17 protein-coding genes are annotated in these 18735 nt (G+C 66.1%); 7 read left to right on the top strand and 10 right to left on the bottom strand.

Features of this window, described 5'->3' with window-relative positions; genetic code table 11:
• Positions 1-11: 11 nt before the first annotated feature.
• The gene (locus tag P7644_RS17980) at positions 12-2981 is read left to right on the top strand and encodes an EAL domain-containing protein (RefSeq protein ID WP_404300609.1); all 2970 of its coding nucleotides are present in this window, start codon (positions 12-14) and stop codon (positions 2979-2981) included.
• Positions 2982-2984: 3 nt separating this feature from the next.
• On the opposite strand, the gene P7644_RS17975 is transcribed toward P7644_RS17980, so the two are convergent.
• Positions 2985-3794 carry a hypothetical protein gene (locus P7644_RS17975; protein ID WP_404300608.1) on the bottom strand — a complete coding sequence of 270 codons (810 nt, stop codon included), beginning with the start codon at positions 3792-3794 and terminating at the stop codon, positions 2985-2987.
• A gap of 578 nt (positions 3795-4372) precedes the next feature.
• Here P7644_RS17975 and P7644_RS17970 point away from each other — a divergent pair.
• Positions 4373-4681 (top strand): hypothetical protein, encoded by a 309-nt coding sequence (locus P7644_RS17970; RefSeq protein ID WP_404300607.1) that lies wholly within the window; start codon positions 4373-4375, stop codon positions 4679-4681.
• A 161-nt stretch (positions 4682-4842) separates the two neighbouring features.
• On the top strand, positions 4843-5163 hold the full coding sequence (locus P7644_RS17965; protein ID WP_404300606.1) for a c-type cytochrome: 321 nt from the start codon (positions 4843-4845) through the stop codon (positions 5161-5163).
• A gap of 85 nt (positions 5164-5248) precedes the next feature.
• Here P7644_RS17965 and P7644_RS17960 read toward each other — a convergent pair whose 3' ends face one another.
• From P7644_RS17960 to P7644_RS17945, 4 genes are all read right to left on the bottom strand, one after another.
• A complete protein-coding gene (locus P7644_RS17960) occupies positions 5249-6517 on the bottom strand; it encodes an FCSD flavin-binding domain-containing protein (RefSeq protein ID WP_404300605.1) in 1269 nt (422 codons plus the stop codon).
• A complete protein-coding gene (locus P7644_RS17955; RefSeq protein WP_404300604.1) occupies positions 6517-6867 on the bottom strand; it encodes a c-type cytochrome in 351 nt (116 codons plus the stop codon). Before P7644_RS17955 ends, P7644_RS17960 begins: the two co-directional genes overlap by 1 nt.
• The gene (pqqD, locus tag P7644_RS17950) at positions 6851-7141 is read right to left on the bottom strand and encodes a pyrroloquinoline quinone biosynthesis peptide chaperone PqqD (protein WP_404300603.1); all 291 of its coding nucleotides are present in this window, start codon (positions 7139-7141) and stop codon (positions 6851-6853) included. The genes P7644_RS17955 and pqqD overlap by 17 nt, the downstream gene beginning before the upstream one ends.
• Before the next feature lie 156 nt (positions 7142-7297).
• Positions 7298-7420 carry a hypothetical protein gene (locus P7644_RS17945; protein WP_404300602.1) on the bottom strand — a complete coding sequence of 41 codons (123 nt, stop codon included), beginning with the start codon at positions 7418-7420 and terminating at the stop codon, positions 7298-7300.
• Between the two features lie 25 nt (positions 7421-7445).
• Between P7644_RS17945 and pedF the strand changes: the two genes are divergently transcribed.
• Together pedF and P7644_RS17935 are read left to right on the top strand one after the other, a co-directional pair.
• Positions 7446-7937, top strand: coding sequence for a cytochrome c-550 PedF (pedF, locus tag P7644_RS17940; RefSeq protein WP_404300601.1), 492 nt, complete (start codon positions 7446-7448; stop codon positions 7935-7937).
• Positions 7934-8818, top strand: a complete 885-nt coding sequence (locus tag P7644_RS17935) for a substrate-binding periplasmic protein (RefSeq protein WP_404300600.1) — start codon at positions 7934-7936, stop codon at positions 8816-8818. Before pedF ends, P7644_RS17935 begins: the two co-directional genes overlap by 4 nt.
• A gap of 162 nt (positions 8819-8980) precedes the next feature.
• On the opposite strand, the gene P7644_RS17930 is transcribed toward P7644_RS17935, so the two are convergent.
• The 3 genes from P7644_RS17930 to P7644_RS17920 form a co-directional block, all read right to left on the bottom strand.
• On the bottom strand, positions 8981-11269 hold the full coding sequence (locus P7644_RS17930) for a TonB-dependent receptor (RefSeq protein ID WP_404300599.1): 2289 nt from the start codon (positions 11267-11269) through the stop codon (positions 8981-8983).
• A 99-nt stretch (positions 11270-11368) separates the two neighbouring features.
• Positions 11369-13087 (bottom strand): PQQ-dependent methanol/ethanol family dehydrogenase, encoded by a 1719-nt coding sequence (locus tag P7644_RS17925; RefSeq protein ID WP_404300598.1) that lies wholly within the window; start codon positions 13085-13087, stop codon positions 11369-11371.
• Between the two features lie 244 nt (positions 13088-13331).
• Positions 13332-14321 carry a quinoprotein relay system zinc metallohydrolase 1 gene (locus P7644_RS17920; RefSeq protein WP_404300597.1) on the bottom strand — a complete coding sequence of 330 codons (990 nt, stop codon included), beginning with the start codon at positions 14319-14321 and terminating at the stop codon, positions 13332-13334.
• Positions 14322-14580: 259 nt separating this feature from the next.
• On the opposite strand from P7644_RS17920, the gene P7644_RS17915 reads away from it, so the two are divergent.
• Together P7644_RS17915 and P7644_RS17910 are read left to right on the top strand one after the other, a co-directional pair.
• The gene (locus tag P7644_RS17915; RefSeq protein WP_404300596.1) at positions 14581-15780 is read left to right on the top strand and encodes a tyrosine-type recombinase/integrase; all 1200 of its coding nucleotides are present in this window, start codon (positions 14581-14583) and stop codon (positions 15778-15780) included.
• Positions 15777-16913, top strand: a complete 1137-nt coding sequence (locus P7644_RS17910) for a YhcG family protein (RefSeq protein WP_404300594.1) — start codon at positions 15777-15779, stop codon at positions 16911-16913. The genes P7644_RS17915 and P7644_RS17910 overlap by 4 nt, the downstream gene beginning before the upstream one ends.
• A gap of 45 nt (positions 16914-16958) precedes the next feature.
• On the opposite strand, the gene P7644_RS17905 is transcribed toward P7644_RS17910, so the two are convergent.
• Both P7644_RS17905 and P7644_RS17900 read right to left on the bottom strand, forming a co-directional pair.
• The gene (locus P7644_RS17905) at positions 16959-17747 is read right to left on the bottom strand and encodes a hypothetical protein (protein ID WP_404300593.1); all 789 of its coding nucleotides are present in this window, start codon (positions 17745-17747) and stop codon (positions 16959-16961) included.
• A gap of 6 nt (positions 17748-17753) precedes the next feature.
• Positions 17754-18656 carry a WYL domain-containing protein gene (locus P7644_RS17900; RefSeq protein WP_404300592.1) on the bottom strand — a complete coding sequence of 301 codons (903 nt, stop codon included), beginning with the start codon at positions 18654-18656 and terminating at the stop codon, positions 17754-17756.
• Between the last annotated feature and the right edge of the window lie 79 nt (positions 18657-18735).

Below are 18735 nucleotides of genomic sequence, written 5' to 3'. Positions count from 1 at the left end.
AGATAGTTGCCGTGAAGCCTTCAGCCACCTCTGCCGTGCTACCCCTCTGGAGCCGTTTGCATGGCGCGCAGGAGCACGCCTTTGCGTGGCTATTGGTCTTTGCCTTGCCTGGCGCCGTGCTGCTGTTGTCGGTGCTGGCCCTGTGGACCTGGGTTCCGCATTACGCCCACGAAGGCTCGCTGCCCGTGGCCATGCGCGTGGCAGAGGATCGCGGCGGTGCGCAGGATCCGGCCAGTGCCCTGGCGGCCGTGGCGCGCGAGCAGCCGGTGCTGCGGCGCGACACCTACCTGAGCGAGGCGCCGTTCTGGTTCAGCTTCACCGTGCCGGCCGCGCAGCCGGGCCGTGCGGCGGTGCTCGAGTTCCCGTCGCGCCACATGATCGCGCTCGCCTGCTGGGACGGTGAGCGGCTCGCGCCCCTGGGAGAGGCAGACCGCGTCCGCCAGCAGGGGCAGCTGTTTGACTCGCGTGCCGGCTTCGGGCTGCGCCTGCAGGGCCTGGCGGCCGGCGCACCCGTGCTGTGCCGGGCGCGCTTCATCGGCCCAGGGCGCCTGACGGTGCAGCAGTGGGATGAACAGGCGCTGCAGATCGCCTCGCAGGCCTTCGAGCGCGACGCGGGCCTGCTCGAAGGCGGCATCCTGATGCTGGCGCTGTTCGTCTTCATCACCGCCCTGATCAACCGCAACCCCAGCTATGTGCTGTTTGCCGTCTGGCTCTTGATCAACCTGCGCATGGGAGCCTTGTCGGCCGGATGGGATCAGCAGTGGCTGGGGCGCACCGTGCCCCTCGACTGGCTCCCGCGCGGGCGCTCTGTCACGATTGCGCTGCTGTATGTGGTGACCTTTGCGCTGTTTCGCTCGCTGTTTCGCGCGGAGCTGGCCAAGTGCGCGGCCCAGCGCCTGCTCAACGCGACGCAATGGTCCTGCGTACTGCTGCTGGCTCTGTCCACCACGCTGTCCTACGCGCAGTTCCTGCCCTTGGCCTGGCTCGCCACTGCCTTCGGCAGCCTGCTGCTGGTGAGCATGCTGGTGCGCATCATCATGCTCACGCGCTCGCCGGTGGCTGCCTGGTATGGCGCCGCCATTGCCGTGATGCTGCTGTCCAGCCTGTACGAGGTCGTGGCGGCGGCCTTTGGCCTGCAGGGCTGGATCGCTTCCGTCAACAGCGTCACGGCGGCGCTCTCGTCGAGCCTGCTGGCCACCATGGCCATAGCCGCCCAGTTGCGCCAGGAGCACCAGCAGCGCGTGCAGGCGCAAGACAAGCTGCAGCACAGCTTCGAGGTCATGCCGCTGGGCCTGTTCACGCTCGATCTGCAGGGCCGCTTCATTGCCGCCAATCCGGCCTTGCGCGCCGCGCTCGGGCCGGCCGTGCTGGCGCATGGCAGCAACCACTGGGATCATCACTTCACCTCCATGGATTGGCAGCGCATGCTGCAGTCCTTGAGCGCCCAGCCCGTGGCCGAATTCGAGCTTGCGGGCCACCCGGGCGCGCGCTCGCCCCGAGGCCGGCGCTTTCTGGTGCGGGCGTCGCTTGCGGGCGAGCGCATCGAGGGCTCGCTGCAGGATGTGACCGAGCGCTCCCTGGCGATTGAGCGCCTGCAGTTCCTGGCGCATCACGACCCGCTGACCCAGGTGCTCAACCGCGATGCCATCCGGGCCGAGCTGGACTGGGCGCTGCATGCGTCGGCCGCGAACCACATGTTGACACTGGCCTATCTGGACCTGGACCGTTTCAAGCTGATCAACGATTTGTTCGGCCACTACGCCGGCGACGAGGTGCTGCGCCAGGTCTGCAAGCGCGTCGGCAAGTTGCTGCAGGAGGGCATGCACATGGGGCGCATGGGGGGCGATGAGTTCATTGTCCTCATGCCCGGCACCAGCCTGGCCCAGGCCGCGCCCATCTGCCAGGACATGGTCGATGCCATAGGCAGCCAGTCCTACCAGGTGGGCGACCGCTCCTTTTACGTGCGCGGCTCGATAGGCCTGATCGAGGTGGCTCGGGGCAGCTCGGCCAAAGATGCCATCTCCACCGCCGACCGCGCCTGCCGCGAGGCCAAGCAAAGCCGCGGCAGCCACCTGGTGGTATTTGAGCGTGACTCGCGCGCGCTCCAGGAACACGAGGCCGAGATCCGCCTGGCCGGCCAGCTCTCGGCCTCTGACGAGCTGCAGGGCCTGTATCTGGAGATGCAGCCCATCATGTCGCTGCGCGAGCCGGATCAGTCGCTCAACTTCGAGGTGCTGCTGCGCATGCGCGACCCGGACGGCCGAAGCGTGCCCACGCCACGCCTGATCACGGCGGCCGAGAACAGTGGCCGCATGGGGGTGATTGATCGTTGGGTGCTGCGCCAGACCCTGGCCTGGGTGCGGGCGCATGAAGGCCGGCTGCAGCGCACGCGCTTCATCTGCATGAACCTCAGCGGCGCCTCGCTCAACGATGAATGTTTTGTGCAGGATGCCGTGCAACTGCTGCGGGACTACGCCGATGTGGCGCACCGCCTGTGCCTGGAGATCACCGAAAGCGTGGCCCTGCATGACCTGGAGAACACGCAGCGTTTCATAGCCCAGGTGCACGGCCTGGGTGCCAAGGTGGCGCTCGATGACTTTGGCGCGGGTTATACCTCGTTTTCCTATCTCAGGGATCTCCGCGGCGATCTGCTCAAGATCGATGGCAGCTTCATCGTGAACATGAACCAGCATCCGGCGAATGTGGCCATCGTCGAGGCCATCGTCGGCCTGGCGCGCAACCTGGGCATGAAGACGGTCGCCGAATGGGCCGAGGACGATGCCACGGTGCAGACCCTGGCCGAGATCGGGGTGGACTATGTGCAGGGCTTTGCCATTGCCCGTGCCCAGGCGCCCGAGCGCATGCTCGAGGCGCACTCATCGGCCGACTTCGTGAGTGACGTCAGCCTGTTGCAGTCCCTGCTGCTGCAGGCCTGGCCCGTGCCGCAGGACTGGCTGCCGCCGGGGCGCGGCACGCATTGAGGCCTACATGACCTGAGCGGGCGCTTGCAGGAGCACCGGGGCAGCGACCGGCTCCCGGGAGAGAGGCGCTGCACGCACATCCAGGCTGATGTCGGGGTGGTGGGTCTCGACCATGAACTTGTACATTGGGTGATGCACCGCTGCCCAGCGTTCCTGGGCCGTGCGTACCTCGAACTTCAGCACGCGGTGCGGCAGGTTGCCGACGTGATGCATCGGGATGTAGCCCGCGTCGGGGTAGACATCGTCGAACAGCATGCGCAGGTACTGGCGATCCACGGGCGCGCGCCCGGTCACCACCATCCAGTCCACCCCACTGTGCAGGCAATACAGGTAGAAAGCCTTGAACAGCACGGTCTTCACCAGGGTGCCCACCCGCCCCTCGGCCACGCCCAGGCGCGTGGCCTCGGCCAGCAGGCTGCCGCTCAGTGACGGTGGCAGCGTGAGCGATTGCTCCAGCGCCAGCGGCGCATAGCGGTTGGTCTGTATGCGCAGCGTGCCCAGGGGCGAGCCATCGAGGTGGGAGGCGGCCAGCAGCACCACGGAGCCGTCGGCGAAGTCGGCTGCTTCGGGTTGAAGCAGGGTGCGCGCCAGATCGGGCACATGGCGCGCGTAGGCCGCATGGCGTATGTGTACGGCCTTGTCCAGGGCCTCGGCGTCGCTGACCACGCGCACCGAAAACGGCAGCCGCTCTTCAAGTACGGCCGGGACCGCGCCCTGCGAGGCTTTGCCGTCGTAGGCACGGTGAACCTCGCGCGTCACGATGGCAGGCGTGGCCATACCGGGCAGGGAAGGCATGAGAGTGTGCGAAATCATGATCAGGTCTCCCGGCCTGACGGGCATGCAGGCCATGTGCTGCACTATCGGGCGCGCCGGGAGGTTTGATGGATGGAAGAGCGGTTGGAATGGCCCTCTTTTCCGGAGAACCGAGGGCGGCCGGTCCGCAGGAGCGAGGCGTGCGAGCCTGCCAACAATGCTCCCCTTCTAACCGAGCCGTAAAACAGGCCTGATCGACACAGCCCATGCCCGCCGTGGTGCGATCCGGGACTGGCAATGTCTTTTCAGCCGTGCTCTGGCGGCTCTTCTGTGGTTGTGCGTTTGTTCACTGGTGCCGGTGGATTCGGTGTGGCCTTAACCATTGCGTGGTAATCGTTGATGGCTATCAAGTTGAGAGCAATGTGGTCGTCGCCGTCTCTGTGGCATTGCTTTTGCCTGCCTGGGCAGGATGTTGCCTGCTGGAACAGTGGGCGACCGAATCGGGCCGGTGGGACAGCATGGTTGCTGTGCCGCCAAGCCGTTGCATGGTGGAGACAGATCATGCTTAAGCGCAGGGCGTGGATGGTGCCGGCACCGGACCGCACGGGGGCCTCCTGGGATCGCTGCAATGGCCCACCTTGCACGAACAGTTTGTGGGCGGCGGCATGGCACGCATCAGGGTGGTGGCCGATCGCAACCCGGTGCGCGAGGTGTTGGAGTTCGAGCCCCTGCGCGCCATGGCGCAGACCCGTGATGGCCAATGGCATGTGGACGGGGCCATGGTGCAGGCGACGGGCGGGGGGCTGGACCTGAGCGAGCTGCTGCGCCAGCCGGTGCTCGGGCGCCTTACCGCCTGGGTTGCGCAGCCGGCCGAGCTGTACCGCAGCCTGGCGCAGTGGCATCCGCGCTACGGCTACGAACAGTGGGCCCTGCGCGCGCGGCCGTGACCCCGGGGTGTAGCAGACCTTGCTTCATTCTTGAACAGTTTGCGGGCGTCCTGGTACGTATGTGCGCACCAGAAGGCGCATCAGCAAGGGGGCGGGGTTGGCATGGATGTTGCCCCATGCAAGCGACCAGTCTTTGAACCCACCCGAAGGGACTACCCAGCATGCGCAACGTCTTCATCCTCGCTTCCCTGTGGGCCGCCGCCGCCGCCCATGCCGCCACCGACCTGGCCGCCGCCGCCGAGATCGCCAAGGCCAACGGCTGCTACAGCTGCCATGCCGCCGCCGAGAAGATCGTCGGCCCGGCGTTCAATTCGGTGGCCGAGAAATACGCTGGCGACAAGGACGCCGCGGCCACGCTGGCGCAGTCCATACAAATGGGCTCCAAGGGCAAATGGGGGCGTGCTGCCATGCCCGCGCATTCCAGCCTCAGCGCGCAAGACGTCAAGCTGCTGGCCGGCTGGGTGCTTAGCGCCAAGCCATGAGCTGCGCCCTGGCTGCCACCCTCTTGCCCACCTACCCGCGCACGCTGCCCGGGGCCCGCACCTGCAGGCCCAGGGTTGAAAGCCTTCAGCGATCCCAGATGTCTGCGCTGATGCCGGCGTACCAGGCCGCGCCATGGCGTGCCTCCGCGGCGCGGTGCTCGGCCGGGGCATCCAGCGGGCTCACGCCCACGCTGTGCGGCAGATCGACCAAATGCCCCTGCTGCGCGCGGTACACCCCCGCCACCGAGATGCCATAGCCCGGCGCCAGCAGGCTGTAGCAGGTGTTGGCGTACCAGGCCGTGGGGGCACTCTGGCCGGTCAGTTCGGTGGCCAGTGCCGCCGCCACCACCTTGCCCTGGTTGTTGGCTGCAAAGCCGGATTTCGGAATCGGCCCGGCCAGGGCCGCGTCGCCCAGCACATGTATGCCGGCCACGCGCTGCGATGCGAAGTCCTCCGCGCGCACCGGCGCCCAGCCGCTGGCGTCGGCCACGCCCGCGCGCTCGGCAATCATGCCCGCCTTCTGCGGCGGGATGACGTTGAGCACGTGCGCCTTGTGGCGCGCGCCGAAGGCCGTCTCCACCTCCAGCGCCCGCGCATCCACGCGCACCACCTGGCCGTCCTGCGCCAGGCTGACCCATTCGAGCATGCCGCCGTATAAGGCCTTCCAGCCCTGCAGGAACAGTTCCTTCTTCGAGAAGTTGTTCTTGGCATCGAGCAGTAGCAGCTTGCTGCGCGGCTTGTGCTGGCGCAGGTAATGCGCGATGAGGCTGGCGCGCTCATAGGGCCCGGGCGGGCAGCGAAACGGGTTGTCGGGGATCGCCATGACGAACACGCCGCCGTCGGGCATGGCCTGCAGCTGGCGGCGCAGCAGCCGGGTCTGCGCGCCGGCCTTCCAGGCATGGGGCGCCAGCCTGGCGGCGGCCTGGTCATAGCCTTCGAGGGCGTCCCAGCGCATATCCACGCCGGGCGAGATCACCAGGCGGTCCCAATGCAACTCCTGGCCCGTGTGCAGGTGCAGCCTGCGCCGCTGGCCGTCCACATCTTCGGCGCGGGCGTGGATGATTTGCACACCGGCGGCGCGCAGGCCGTGGTAGCCGTGGCTTATGCTGTCCCAGGTTCGCAGCCCCGCCAGGTAGTGGTTGGAAAACGGGCAGGTGACGAAACGCTCTTCAGGCTCGACCAGGGTGACCTGGATCTGCGGCGCCCAGGCGCGCAGGTAGCGCGCCACCGTGGCGCCGCCAAAGCCGCCGCCCACCACCAGCACATGCGCGCTTGCGCCCTGCGCGCGCACGATGGCGGGCGCGGCCAGGCCTGCCGCGCCGAGCAAAAACTGGCGGCGCTGTAGCGTAGTCATCACGGCCTCTCGGCGGGCGGCTTGGCAAACCACCGGGCCAGGGCCTGCATCTGGGCCACGTCATAGCCCTGCATCAACAGCGGCATGACGGTGGCGCCCGCCACCCGCCCGGCCTGGAACGCCTGCATGCGTTCCAGCAAGGCTGCGCTGCTCTGGCCGCGCAGGCCGGGGATGCTGGTGTCGGCGCCGGCCGGCGGCTGGCCGCCGGGGCCGTGGCAGGTGACGCAGTTGCCGGCGAGCAGGGCGGTGTCCTGGGGGCTTATAGGGGGCTGGGCCGCGCCGGGCTGCAGCCACAGCAGGGCGCAGGCGGCGAGCGTGCGCGCTCCCAAGGCGTCAGTCGAGCCAGCCACGGCGCGTGCCCTCGGCGATCAGCGCGCGCACCTGGGGGGCGATGCCCTGGGTGTCGAACAGCGCTTCGAGTTCGCTGACGATATCGGCCACGGTGTGGCGCCCGTCGCAGCGGCGCAGGATCTCGGCGGCGCTGTCGTTGAGTTGCACCGTGCCTTCGGGGTCGAGCAGCACCCAGCGCGTTTGCGCGCTCTCGTACTGCAGGCGCAGGCGGCGCGAGAGGTGGGGCAGCGCGGGAGGCAGTTTCGGTGCGCTGGTGGCGGCGTCAAAGTGCATGGCAGGTCTTTTCGATGGTGTTCCGCAGGGATCAACGGTTTCCATGCGGCCGTTGCGATGCAGCAAAAAAAATGCCAAGCCCTACGCATTCCGGCAAGGCACGGCCTGCCGCTCTACCGCGCCGGGGGCAATTGCTCCAAAGCGGAGCAATGCCTGTCACAACCCTGCGAACGGTGTGCGGCGGGCGGGGCACGCTGCCGAAGGGGGCTTGCCGTCGCGCGTGCGCGGGGTGAACACCTTCCAGAAAGAAGTGGCCTGGTTCTTGCTGTCGTTGGACATCACTATTCATTCAAGGAGACACCCTATGCATTTTGCTGTTCAGACCTGGGCCCGGCAGGGCGCGTGCACGGCCCTCGCTCTGGCGCTGGCTGCCGGCCTGGGCGCCGCCTGGGCGCACGGGGACGTAACCCCCCAGCCTGTGGACACGCGCACCCTGCCGCCCGTGGGGCAGAAATGGCTGGAGGACAATCCCTACAGCAAGGGCCCCGCGCAGGCCGAGGCGGTGCGCATCGGCGCATCCGGCTACAACCAGAATTGCGCCCGCTGCCATGGGCTGGAGGCCATCTCCGGCGGCATTGCCCCCGATCTGCGCCGCCTCGATGACGAGTGCACCAGTCTGGCCGACGAGGCGAAGAAGAACGCCTGCTTCAAGGAGGTCAGCGATTACTTCATCGGCACGGTGCGCCGGGGCCGCACGCGCGACGGCCGGGTGTACATGCCGCCGTTCGAGGGCATGCTGTCCCAGGAGGCCCTGTGGGCCATCAAGACCTATCTCGAATCGCGGCGCGAACCATGATCGAAGCATCCCCAAAACCGCAATCGACGGGCCGCCGCCAGCTGGTACTGGGACTGCTGCCGCTGCTTGCCGGCGTGGGCGCGGCCCATGCGCAGGAGGAGCCCAGCGCCCTGGAGCGCATCCGCGCGCATGGTGCGCTCAAGGTGGCGCTGTACAACGCCTTCCCGCCGTTTTCCGCGCCGTCGGCGCAGGGCATGCAGGGCCTGGACGTGTCCCTGGCGCAGGCCCTGGCGCGCGCCATGGGGCTGCAGCTGTCCCTGCTGCCCTTCGATGGCGACGAGAACATGAGCGACGACCTGCGCAACATGGTCTGGAAGGGCCACTACCTGGGCTACGGCCCGGCCGACGTGATGCTGCACGTGCCCGTGGACAAGTACTTCATGCAGCAGAACCAGCAGGCGCTGATCTTTGCCCCGTACATGCGCGAGCAGGTCGTGCTGGTGCGCGACAAGCGGCGCCTGCCGGCCGTGGCGGGCGCCGCCGACCTCAAGGGGGTGCCCCTGGCCGCCGAGCGCGGCACCGGCGCGGCCAGCGCCCTGATCGGGCACGACAACCGCCTGCTGAGCGCACAGGTGCACCTGTATGAAAACGGCGTCAAGGCCGTGCAGGCGGTGTTGCAGGGCGAGGTGGCCGCCGCCTACGTCACGCGTGCACAGGCGGAATCCGCGATCTTCCACGCGCAGCCGAGGCCGGAGCAGATGGAGATCAGCGAGTTTCCGCTGACGGGCGTGCCGTCCCAGGGCTGGCTGGTGGGCATGGCCATCAAGGCCAGGAACGAGGCCCTGGGCCAGGCGCTGCAGCAGGCCCTGGAGTCGTTGCGCGGCAGCGGCGAGCTGCTGGCGATCTTCAAGCAGCATGGCCTGACGTTCACTGCACCCTAACCGCCGCACCGCCGCGGCGGCATGGAGGAAAAACCCCGGAACGCCGTGCAGGCGTTCCGGGGTTTTCTCATGGCCGAAAAATTTCAAGCCAAATTAGCATGAAACTATTACCCATAAATCGTCAAAAGCTATTGAAAATGTAGCGTTTTCGCAGGCCAGGGCTCAGCGCCACTCGTAGCGCATGCCGACGGTGAAGCCGCGGCCCATGCCGGGGGCGACGAAGCGCGCCGATCCCATGTCGTCGCCGGGCCGGACCACCACGCCGCCAGGGAAGGCATCCTCGTTGCCCGTGGCATAGGTGACGTAGCGCCTGTCGAGCAGGTTGTTGATGCGCAAATAGGCTTTCCAGCCCTGGCTGATTTGCCAGCTGACGCGTGCGTTCAACAGGCCATAGCCGGCCACGTCGCCCAGCTTGGGGCGCGAGCCGCCCTCGTTGCCGGCCGCCACCTGGGAGCCCATGGCCAGCCAGTCGCCGCCCACGACCACCCTGGGCGTGGCGCGCCAGTCGACCGAGAGCTTGAACACATGGCGCGGCAAGGCGGCCATGCGCGTGCCGGGGTGGAATGCGTTGGGTTTCGAGGCCGTGCTTAAGGGGCCAAAGAGCACGCCGCTGCTTTGGTAGGTGGCGTCCAGGTAGCCGTAGCTGGCGCGCATGTCCCAATGGCTGCGCTGTACCCGGGCGCTCAGCTCCAGGCCCTGACGGCGGGTCTTGCCGATGTTGTTGAAAAAGCCCGCCTGTGCGATGCCCGAGCGCATGAAGGCGATGTCGTCGTTGCTCTCCGAACGGAACAGGGCGCCGGTCAGTTGCACGCCCTCGGCCGGGCGCAGGCGTGCGCCGAACTCCAGGGTGCGGGTGATCACCTGCTTGAGGTAGGGGTCGGCCTGCAAGCCGGTCGGCAGTGTGCACGGCTTGGCCGGATCGGCGCAGCCCAGCTCCAGCGATGTCGGCATGCGCGTGCCCTGCGACAGGCTGGCGAAGCCGATGGCCGCCGGCGTGAAGGCGTGCGTGATGCCGATGGCCGGGTTGAGCTTGCTGTAGCTGAATGTCTCGCGTTCATACGGCGCGGGGTGCCCGAGGTCGTTGCGCACGCGACTGTAGTTCCAGCGCGCCGACAGGCTCAACTGCGTGTGCTCCGCGAGGCTGATGGTGTCGGCCGCGAACAGCCCCAGGCGCGTGCTGCGGCCACGCAGGGAGACCTCGTGCTCCAGCGCCTCGCCCGGGACGGTCTGGGTGACGCGGTTGGCGTCGAAAAAGGCTTCCTGCTGGTACTGGTCGTAGTCGGACTTGCCGCGCGCCAGCTCGGCCCCCAGGGCGAACTGGTGCGCGCCGGACTGGCGCGTCCATTGCAGCGTCGCTCCGGTTTCCGCATGCCGCGCCTGGCTCACGTTGAGCACGGCGTTGTGGTGCATGTAGCCGGGGGCCGCGGGGTCGGTGCAGCGGGGCGCGCCGGGTTTTTCGCAGTCTTCGATCCATTCGGCCCAGTCTTCGTTGACGTCGCCGTTGCTGCCCGTGCGGCGCGAAGTGCGATGCCATGCCACCAGCGCAATCTGGTCGTTCGGGGTGAGGGATTGTGTCAGCTGGAAGTTGAGCAATTGGCCCTGGTTGCGTGTCTGGTCGTAGAAGGTGTAGCCGGCGCGCGGCTGGGTGTCGTACAGGCTCTGGTTGAGCAGGCCGTTGCCGATCAGGTTGCTGCGGCCGTAGCTGTAGCTCAGCGCCCAGGAGGTGCCGCCCAGGTTGCGTCCGAGCTTGAGGAATGCATTGCCCAGGTGGCCTGGCGAGCGTTCGCGCCAGCCGTCTTCCTCGAACCAGGTGCCGGCGGCGTAGCCGTGCCAGCCCTCGCCCCACTGCGCGCCATGGCCGAATTCGACACGCTTGCGCGCATGGCTGCCAAAGGAAACATCGACCTCCGTGCCCGGGTGCGTCAACCCCGACTTGGTGCCCAGCACCAGCGCGCCGCCCAGGGTGTTGAGGCCGTACAAAGGGTTGCTGCCGGGAATCAGGGCCACGTCGGCCAGCGCCATTTCGGGCACCAGGTCCCAGTCCATGACGTCGCCCAGCGGCTGGTTAATGCGCACGCTGTCCAGATACACCGACAGGCCCTGGGGCGAGCCCAGCAGGGGCGACAGGCGGTGGCCGCGGTAGCTCAGGTCGATCTGGTAGGGGCTGCCCTGGATGTCGGCGGCGCTGACACTGGGCATGCTGCGGTTGAGGAAGTCGGCCAGGTTGGCGGTGCCAGAGTGTTCGATCTGCGCGTCGCTGCGCATCTGCGCATTGCCGGGGTATTGCTCCACCGATACGTCCAGCCCGGGCAGTGGCGCCTGGTGCACCACTTCCACCACGGGCAGGCGGTGGACCTTGTCGGTGTCAACGGCCTGCGCCACGGCCGCCAACGGGAAGGTGCAAGCCGCGGCCAGCCAGCGGCGGCCGGGCCTCAATGGGGTCTTTGTCATGGGAGTGTGGTCGTTGCACGGCGCTGCGGATGCGCGCCGCGGGGGTAGGAAGGAAGAGGCCGGGCGGGCATGCCCCAGCCCCATGGCATCAAAGGCCCGTCACTGCATGACCTTGAAGGTCCAGACCGAGCCGCCCTGCTCCAGGAAATTCACCTTCTTGGCCACCTCACCGCCCCACAGCGGCACCGCGCCGCCCCAGCCGGAGACCACGCTCAGGAACTGCTCGCCGTCCTGCGTCCAGGTGATGGGTGGGGCCACGACGCCCGAGCCGGTCTGGAACTGCCACACCACCTTGCCGCTCTTGGCATCGGCGGCCTTGAGGTAGCCCTCGGGCGTGCCCCAGAACACCAGGTCGCCGGCCACCAGCACGCCGCCCCACAGCGGCGCCTCGTTCTTCACCTCCCAGGCTACCTTGCCGGTCTTGGGGTCGATGGCGCGCAGCGCGCCGATGTGGTCGTCGAACAGCGGCTTGATGGTGAAGCCCGCGCCCAGGTAGGCGGCGCCCTTCTTGTAGGTGATGGGCTCGTTCCAGATCTCCATGCCCCATTCGTTGGTGGGCACGTAAAACAGCCCGGTCTTGGGGCTGTAGGCCATGGGCATCTGGTTCTTGCCGCCCAGGAAGCCGGGGGCGGCAAAGACGGACTTGCCCTTCTTGCCGTCGGCATCCTGGGCCGTGGGGTCGCCGGGGCGGTTCTCGGCCACGAAGTTGGGGCGGCCGGTCTTCAGGTCGATGTCCGTGGCCCAGGTGATTTTCTTCACGAAGGGGAAGGCGTTGAGCAGCTTGCCGTTGGCCGCGTCCATCACGTAGAAGAAGCCGTTGCGGTCGGCCTTGGCGCCCACGCGCTTGCCATCCATGTCGAAGGTGATGAATTCGTTCACGCCGTCGAAGTCCCAGCCGTCGTTGGGCGTGCTCTGATAGTGCCAGACGATCTTGCCGGTCTTCACGTCCAGCGCCAGGGTGGAGGCGGAGTACAGGTTGTCGCCCTTGCGCACGTGGCTGTTCCAGGGGCCGGGGTTGCTGGTGCCGATGTAGGTCAGGCCGGTTTGGGGGTCGTAGCTGCCGCCCAGCCAGGTGGAGGCGCCGCCGGTCTTCCAGGTCTCGCCCGGCCAGGTGGCGCCCGGCGTGCCGGTGATGCCGTTTTCCTTGCCGTCCTTGTAGCCCATGTGGCCTTCGACGGTGGGGCGCGTCCACAGCAGCTTGCCGGTCTTGGCGTCGCGTGCATCGACGCGGCCCACCACGCCGAATTCACCGCCGGAGTTGCCGGTGATCACCATGCCGTCGACCACCAGCGGGGCGGCGGTGTAGCTGTAGCCGGCCTGGTAGTCGTCGATCTTCTCGCGCCACACCACCTTGCCCGTATCCTGGTTCAGCGCCACCAGTTGCGCATCCAGCGTGCCGAAGATCACCAGGTTGCCGTACAGCGCGGCGCCGCGGTTGACCACGTCGCAGCAGGGCATGATGCCCTCGGGCAGGCGGTGCTCGTATTTCCAGAGCTTCTTGCCGGTCTTGGCGTCCAGCGCAAAGAGGCGCGAGTACGAGGCCGTCACGAACATCTTGCCGTTGTGCACCAGCGGCTGGCTTTCCTGGCCGCGCTGTTTCTCGCCTCCGAAGGACATGGCCCAGACGGGCGCCAGGCGGTTGACGTTGCCTTCGTTGATGCCGGTGAGGGTGGAGAAACGCTGCCCCTGCGTCCCCAGGCCCCAGGTCAGCACGTCGTCCGGCGTGTTCGCGTCGTCGTGGATCATCTTGTCGGTCACGACCGCGCCGGCCTGGCTGGCCGCGAGCAGCATCATCAAATTCAATAGCGTGCGTTTCATCGTCTGTCTCCTGCGTTGTGGGAAAAACCATGTCTGTGCACCATGCCCAGACTTAGGCGCGAAACCCTTGGCGATGAAGGACGGGGCAATATCCATGCCATGGAAACGGGTGCTGCGCCGCGCGGCTTGTGCGGGGCATCGCGTGGCGGCCTGCGGGGAGGCGTTGTCCCGTGGAGCAAGTCTTGGTGAACAGGCTGCTCCAAAAGGCAACATGCCACCCCGGCGCATGGCGCGCCATGGGCATTCACTGCGGCGGCTGCATCAGCGCCCGCCGTTCATGGGCGGGATACCACTGCACCAGGCTGCGCTGCAGTTCGGCCGGTTGGGCCGCCCAGCCGGCAAACCGGCTGGGCACGGGCGCGCGCAGCAGTTCGCTCAAGTCCACCCCTTGTTGGGCGCTGCGCTCCAGCAAGGCGGTGAACCATTGCAACCAGTCGCGCGTCTGCGCGATGCCCTGCACGCCCTTGTCCACGGGGCCGTGGCTGGGCACCAGCAGCTTGAACTGGCCCTGCTGGCGCCATTGCTCCAGGGTTTCGAGGCTTTGCAGCCACTGGGCGGGATGGGCGTGCGGCGTGGTCGGCACGCGCTCGGCAAAGACCAGGCCGCCGGCGAACAGCACGCCGGTGGTGGTGTCCAGCAGCACCAGATCGTCCCGGGTGTGCCCCTGCAGGCGGCGCAACTCCAGGTGGTGCGTTCCCAGGGTGAAGGTTCGGGGCTCCAGCGCCTCGCGCGCGGGTGCCGGCTCGGTGCCTTTCATCCAGTCGCCGCACAGGCGGTACAGGTTGTCGGCGTAGCCGCTGCCTTCGATGCGCATGCCGGCGATAGTGCCGGCCAGGGCCTGTGTCGGAACGCTGTCCCATGCCTGGTTGCCGAAGAAATAGTCGGGGTGCAGGTTGAGGTTGAGCACCGCGCGCACCGGCTGCGGCGTGACGGCGGCAATGGCCCGGCGCTGCTGCTCCCCATACAGGCGCGAGGGCCCGGTGTTGATGACGACGACGCCATCGCCGGTGGCGATGAATGCGGTGTTGATGATGTTGCAGCCGTTGGCGGGCAGGAAGTCGGCCACCGCGCCTTCGATCACCCAGGTGCCGGCGGCGATCTGGCGCGGCTGCAGGCGGTAGTTCAGCGTGGCCAGGTCGGGCGCGGCGCTGGCGGGCTGCGCAGGCTTGCCGGCTTGCGCCAGGGCGCTGGCGCAGGCCAGCGCGGCTAGGGTGGAGATCAAGGCCTTTTTCATCGCCGGGCCGTCCCAAGATGAAAAAGCGGCCCCCTTGGAGGGCAGCGACCACACGCAGTGGGGAGCGTGGGGGCCATTTTTCATTTCACCATGACTCCAGCACCGAACTTCGCTGGACTACGCCGAAGCCCGATACAGCAGGTTTATCAATAACTTAGGCGAGTCCAACATATGCCGGTGCTTTCCGAAACCTGACCCGGCTTCCCCTCTGCTGGCCCCTACATGGCTCTTGGGAATCGGGTCTTTCCGAGGAGTCATCGTGGCAAAACTCAAACTCACCAAGTCCGCAGTCGATGCGGCACAACCCCAGGCGCAGGCCGTCGAACTCCGGGACACGCTGGTGCCCGGCTTCCTGTGCAAGATTACACCAGCGGGCCGCAAGGTGTTCATGCTTCAGTACCGCACGAACGCTGGCGAGCGGCGCAAGCCCGCCCTGGGCCTGTACGGGGAACTGACCGTCGAGCAGGCCCGCTCGCTGGCCCAGGAATGGCTGGCCGAGGTGCGCCGGGGTGGCGACCCCAGCGCGGCCAAGGCCGCAGCCCGTTCAGCCCCCACGGTCAAGGAGCTGTGCACCAAGTTCATGGAGGACTACTCCAAGCAGCGCAACAAGCCCAGCACCCAGCGCGGGTATCAGGCTGTCATCGACCGCTGCATCGTTCCGATGCTGGGCCGTTTGAAGGTTCAGGACGTGAAGCGTCCGGACGTGGCCACGGCAATGAAGAAGATGGCCCACAAGCCCGCTGAGGCCAACCGTGCTTTCAGCGTCATGCGCAAGATGTTCAACCTGGCCGAGGTGTGGGGCCACCGACCCGACGGCACCAACCCCTGCCGGCACGTCCCGATGTACCCCAACGGCAAGGCCACGCACCTCATCAGCGACGAGGACATGGGCAAGCTGTTTCGGCGGCTTGAGCACATCGAGGCCGAGGGCCTGGAGAACTACGTCATCCCGCTGGCGATCCGCCTGCAATTCGAGTTCGCCGGCCGCCGCTCCGAAATCGTGACGCTCCAATGGGATTGGGTAAACCTGGACAACCGCCGCGTGGTCTGGCCGGACAGCAAGACGGGCGGCATGTCCAAGCCCATGAGTGAGGAAGCCTATCGGCTGCTCTCGACGGCGCCGCGGCAGGAAGGTATTCCCTACGTGCTGCCGTCGCCGAACCATCCCGGCAAGCACCTGACCACGGGCGAGTATTACGGCGGCTGGAGCCGTGCGCTCAAGGCGGCAGGCGCCACGCACGTCGGAACGCATGGCATCCGACACCGTTCGGCCACCGACATTGCCAACTCGGGCATCCCGGTCAAGGTCGGCATGGCGCTGACGGCGCACAAGACCGTGGCGATGTTCATGCGCTACGTCCACACCGAGGACGACCCGGTGCGCAAGGCGGCCGAGCTGGTGGCGAACCGGCGCAAGACGATCACCGAGGCGAAGCGGCCTGCGGAGGTGGCTGCATGACCAAGAAGACGCCTGCGACGGTGGAAGTCGCACCCGCTGCTTTGCCTGCCGGCTACGCCGGCATCCACGGCGGTATCGTGGACCTGCTCGATGCCGCGCGCCAGACGGCCGCGCGCAGCGTCAATGCGCTGATGACGGCCAGCTACTGGGAGATCGGCCGGCGCATCGTGGAGGCCGAGCAACAGGGCAAGCGGCGCGCGGGTTACGGCGAGCAGTTGATCGAGCGGCTGGCCAGCGACCTCACCCAGCAGTTCGGCCGTGGGTTCAGCCGCCAGAACCTGCAGCAGATGCGATCGTTCTTTCTGACCCGGCCAATTCGCCAGACAGTGTCTGGCGAATCTGCCCCGGAGCCTGTGCGGCCTCGGCGGCTTGACGAGCTGGCGCAGGTCTTCACGCTGCCGTGGTCGGCCTATGTGCGGCTGCTGTCGGTCAAGGACGAGCATGCGCGCCAGTTCTATGAAGCCGAGGCCCTGCGCGGCGGATGGAGCGTGCGCCAGTTGGATCGGCAGATCGGCAGCCAGTTCTACGAGCGCACGGCGCTGTCGAAAAACAAGGCGGCGATGCTGGCCAAGGGCGCGGTGGCCAAGCCCGAAGATGCCGTCGCGCCCGTCGATGCCATCAAAGACCCGTATGTGCTGGAGTTCCTCGACCTCAAGGACGAGTATTCGGAGTCCGATCTGGAAGCCGCCTTGATCCGGCGGCTGGAAGATTTTCTGCTGGAGCTGGGTGAAGGGTTCACCTTCATCGGGCGGCAGCGGCGCTTGCGCATCGACCAGACCTGGTATCGGGTGGACTTGCTGCTGTTCCATCGCAAGTTGCGCTGCCTGGTCATCATCGACCTGAAGCTGGGGTGCCTGACCCACGCGGACGTGGGCCAGATGCACATGTACTGCAACTATGCCAAGGAACACTGGGCCTATCCCGAGGAGAACCCGCCGGTGGGCCTGATTCTTTGTGCCAACAAGGGGCTCGCCCTGGCGCGGTATGCGCTGGAGGGCTTACCCACCAAGGTCATGGCGGCGAACTACCGGATGGTTCTGCCGGATACCGATGTGCTGCAAAAGGAACTGGAAAGCACGCGGCTCTTGCTGGAGTCTCGCGGAACGATTCGTCCCAAGACGTGGAAGCGGTAGACACACCTGCGGAGCTATACGCCTGTTTGGAGATTGGGCAGAACCTCAGTCTGTAGTCGGTTTTACGGCTTTCTTCCGTGAGGAGGAAGAAGGCAACGACGGCAAACATTCAAACAAACGTTCCGCATAGACGAATCCCATCCGCCTTACTGCGTCCTGATCGAAATACAGTAGCCATGCGGCAAGTAGCGCCAGCGAAATGAGCAATGTCAAGCCTGCGGCAAGCCCTGGATCGGCAAGGTGCACCAAGTCAAATTGGAGAGGTGCTACCTGCAAAATCTTTGCAATCAACAATCCGTAGGCGACGCCCATGAGGCACGACAGGATGCCGACAGGCTTCATCGCCAGCATGTTGCGATGAAATCCATAGGCGATGTTCTCTTTTAGCAAGAGCTGCTTGTTGGAGCGCGTGAGTTCGCGAAGCCGCTTAGTGGCACCGATGTAGATGTCGTCTGCCTTGTCTGGGTTTGCTGATTCTTCTTCTGCTGTTGGCATGGCAATACCCAACTTAGCAGTGATCGCCGTGTGATAACGCTGCTTGCTGACACCATCGAGGAATTTGTCGCGGTGGCGCAATGCGATGGTCGTGGGCATGCCACCCCACTTTGAGACCAGTGTCTCTTCAAGTTGTTTACCACGCCCGCGCGCTATGCTCGCAAGTGCATAGATAGCGCCGCAGCCGCCCAGCAGGCCGATCACACCTGTAAGCACAGGGTGCCGCGCCCCGTAGATGCACAACAGCGGCACCAGCACGGGTAAGGCCACCAGAAGGCCAGGGATAACACGTGCCTTGCGCTCGTAGGGGTCTTTGACCAGTTCAAAAAATGTTGTCATGTGAAGTCAGACCTGTGCCGCCAAAGCGTCGATATAGGGTTGGATTTCATCGCGGTTTTTCAGCGTGATCTGCTGTGCGAGGGGGTCTGGTGCTTCCTTGGTATGCAAACCCAAACGTCTCAGCGTGTAGTACAGAAACGCTTGGCGACATGGAAGTTTGACCTCTCCATCTTCCATACCGTAGTCCAACTCCAAGACTCGTTTCTTGGCGGCGGGCAAATCGGGATGTGGTGCAAGCACCAGCGTCAATACAGTTTGCCAATGCGAATCTTGGCTGGAGTCCACTTGGGTCGCCTCGAAGCCATCGATGCGCAGGATTCGAGCAAGGACGAAATCGCTGAAGCGCTGGCGCTTGTGGCAAAACGCGCGCATGTGCCAGCGAAAACCGTCATTGCCAAGGGCGTGGGGAGACAGCAAGCGAACCGATTCATCCAACGACGTCATGGACTGGTAGCTCACCAGAATGGATTCCTGCTGCCGGATTGCGCGGACCACTGCTTCGACAGTCTGCTCATTGATCGTGCGCCAGGGGGACGGGGCCCAATCTGTCTCCGGCGCGGAGCCGATGAAGCTGGCCGTCGGCTCGACAATTCCCATCTTTGTCGCCAGCAATTCTGCTAGATAGCGTTGCGCCGAGCTTCGTTGGTAAAGCGGGTGAAAACTCTGCGCTGCCGTGTAGGTCTTGGAACTGCGGTCGTAAGTCAGGTTGCTCGGCGCCAACTCCATGTACTTGGAAATGTCCAGTGATGCCTGCGGAACCGAAATACCAAAGTGCTCGGTGAGATCCATCCGGTTGATGCGCCGCTCCCAGCGCAGACGGAAATCGATGAATTGAAGTCTGCTCTCCAACCCCCAACTTAGCCCCTTAGGCTCAGCAGGTTCGGCGGCAGGAACGGGAGGTTTTTGCATCAGTCGCGCCTAAAAAGTAGACGGATATAAAAAATCGTCGTACATTAACTATACGCGATCATCCTTCGGTCGTCTACCC

The organism is Alicycliphilus denitrificans (genome assembly GCF_044792555.1).
GTDB classification, from domain to species: domain Bacteria; phylum Pseudomonadota; class Gammaproteobacteria; order Burkholderiales; family Burkholderiaceae_C; genus Alicycliphilus; species Alicycliphilus denitrificans_A.
This window is presented reverse-complemented; position numbering and strand designations above follow the sequence as displayed.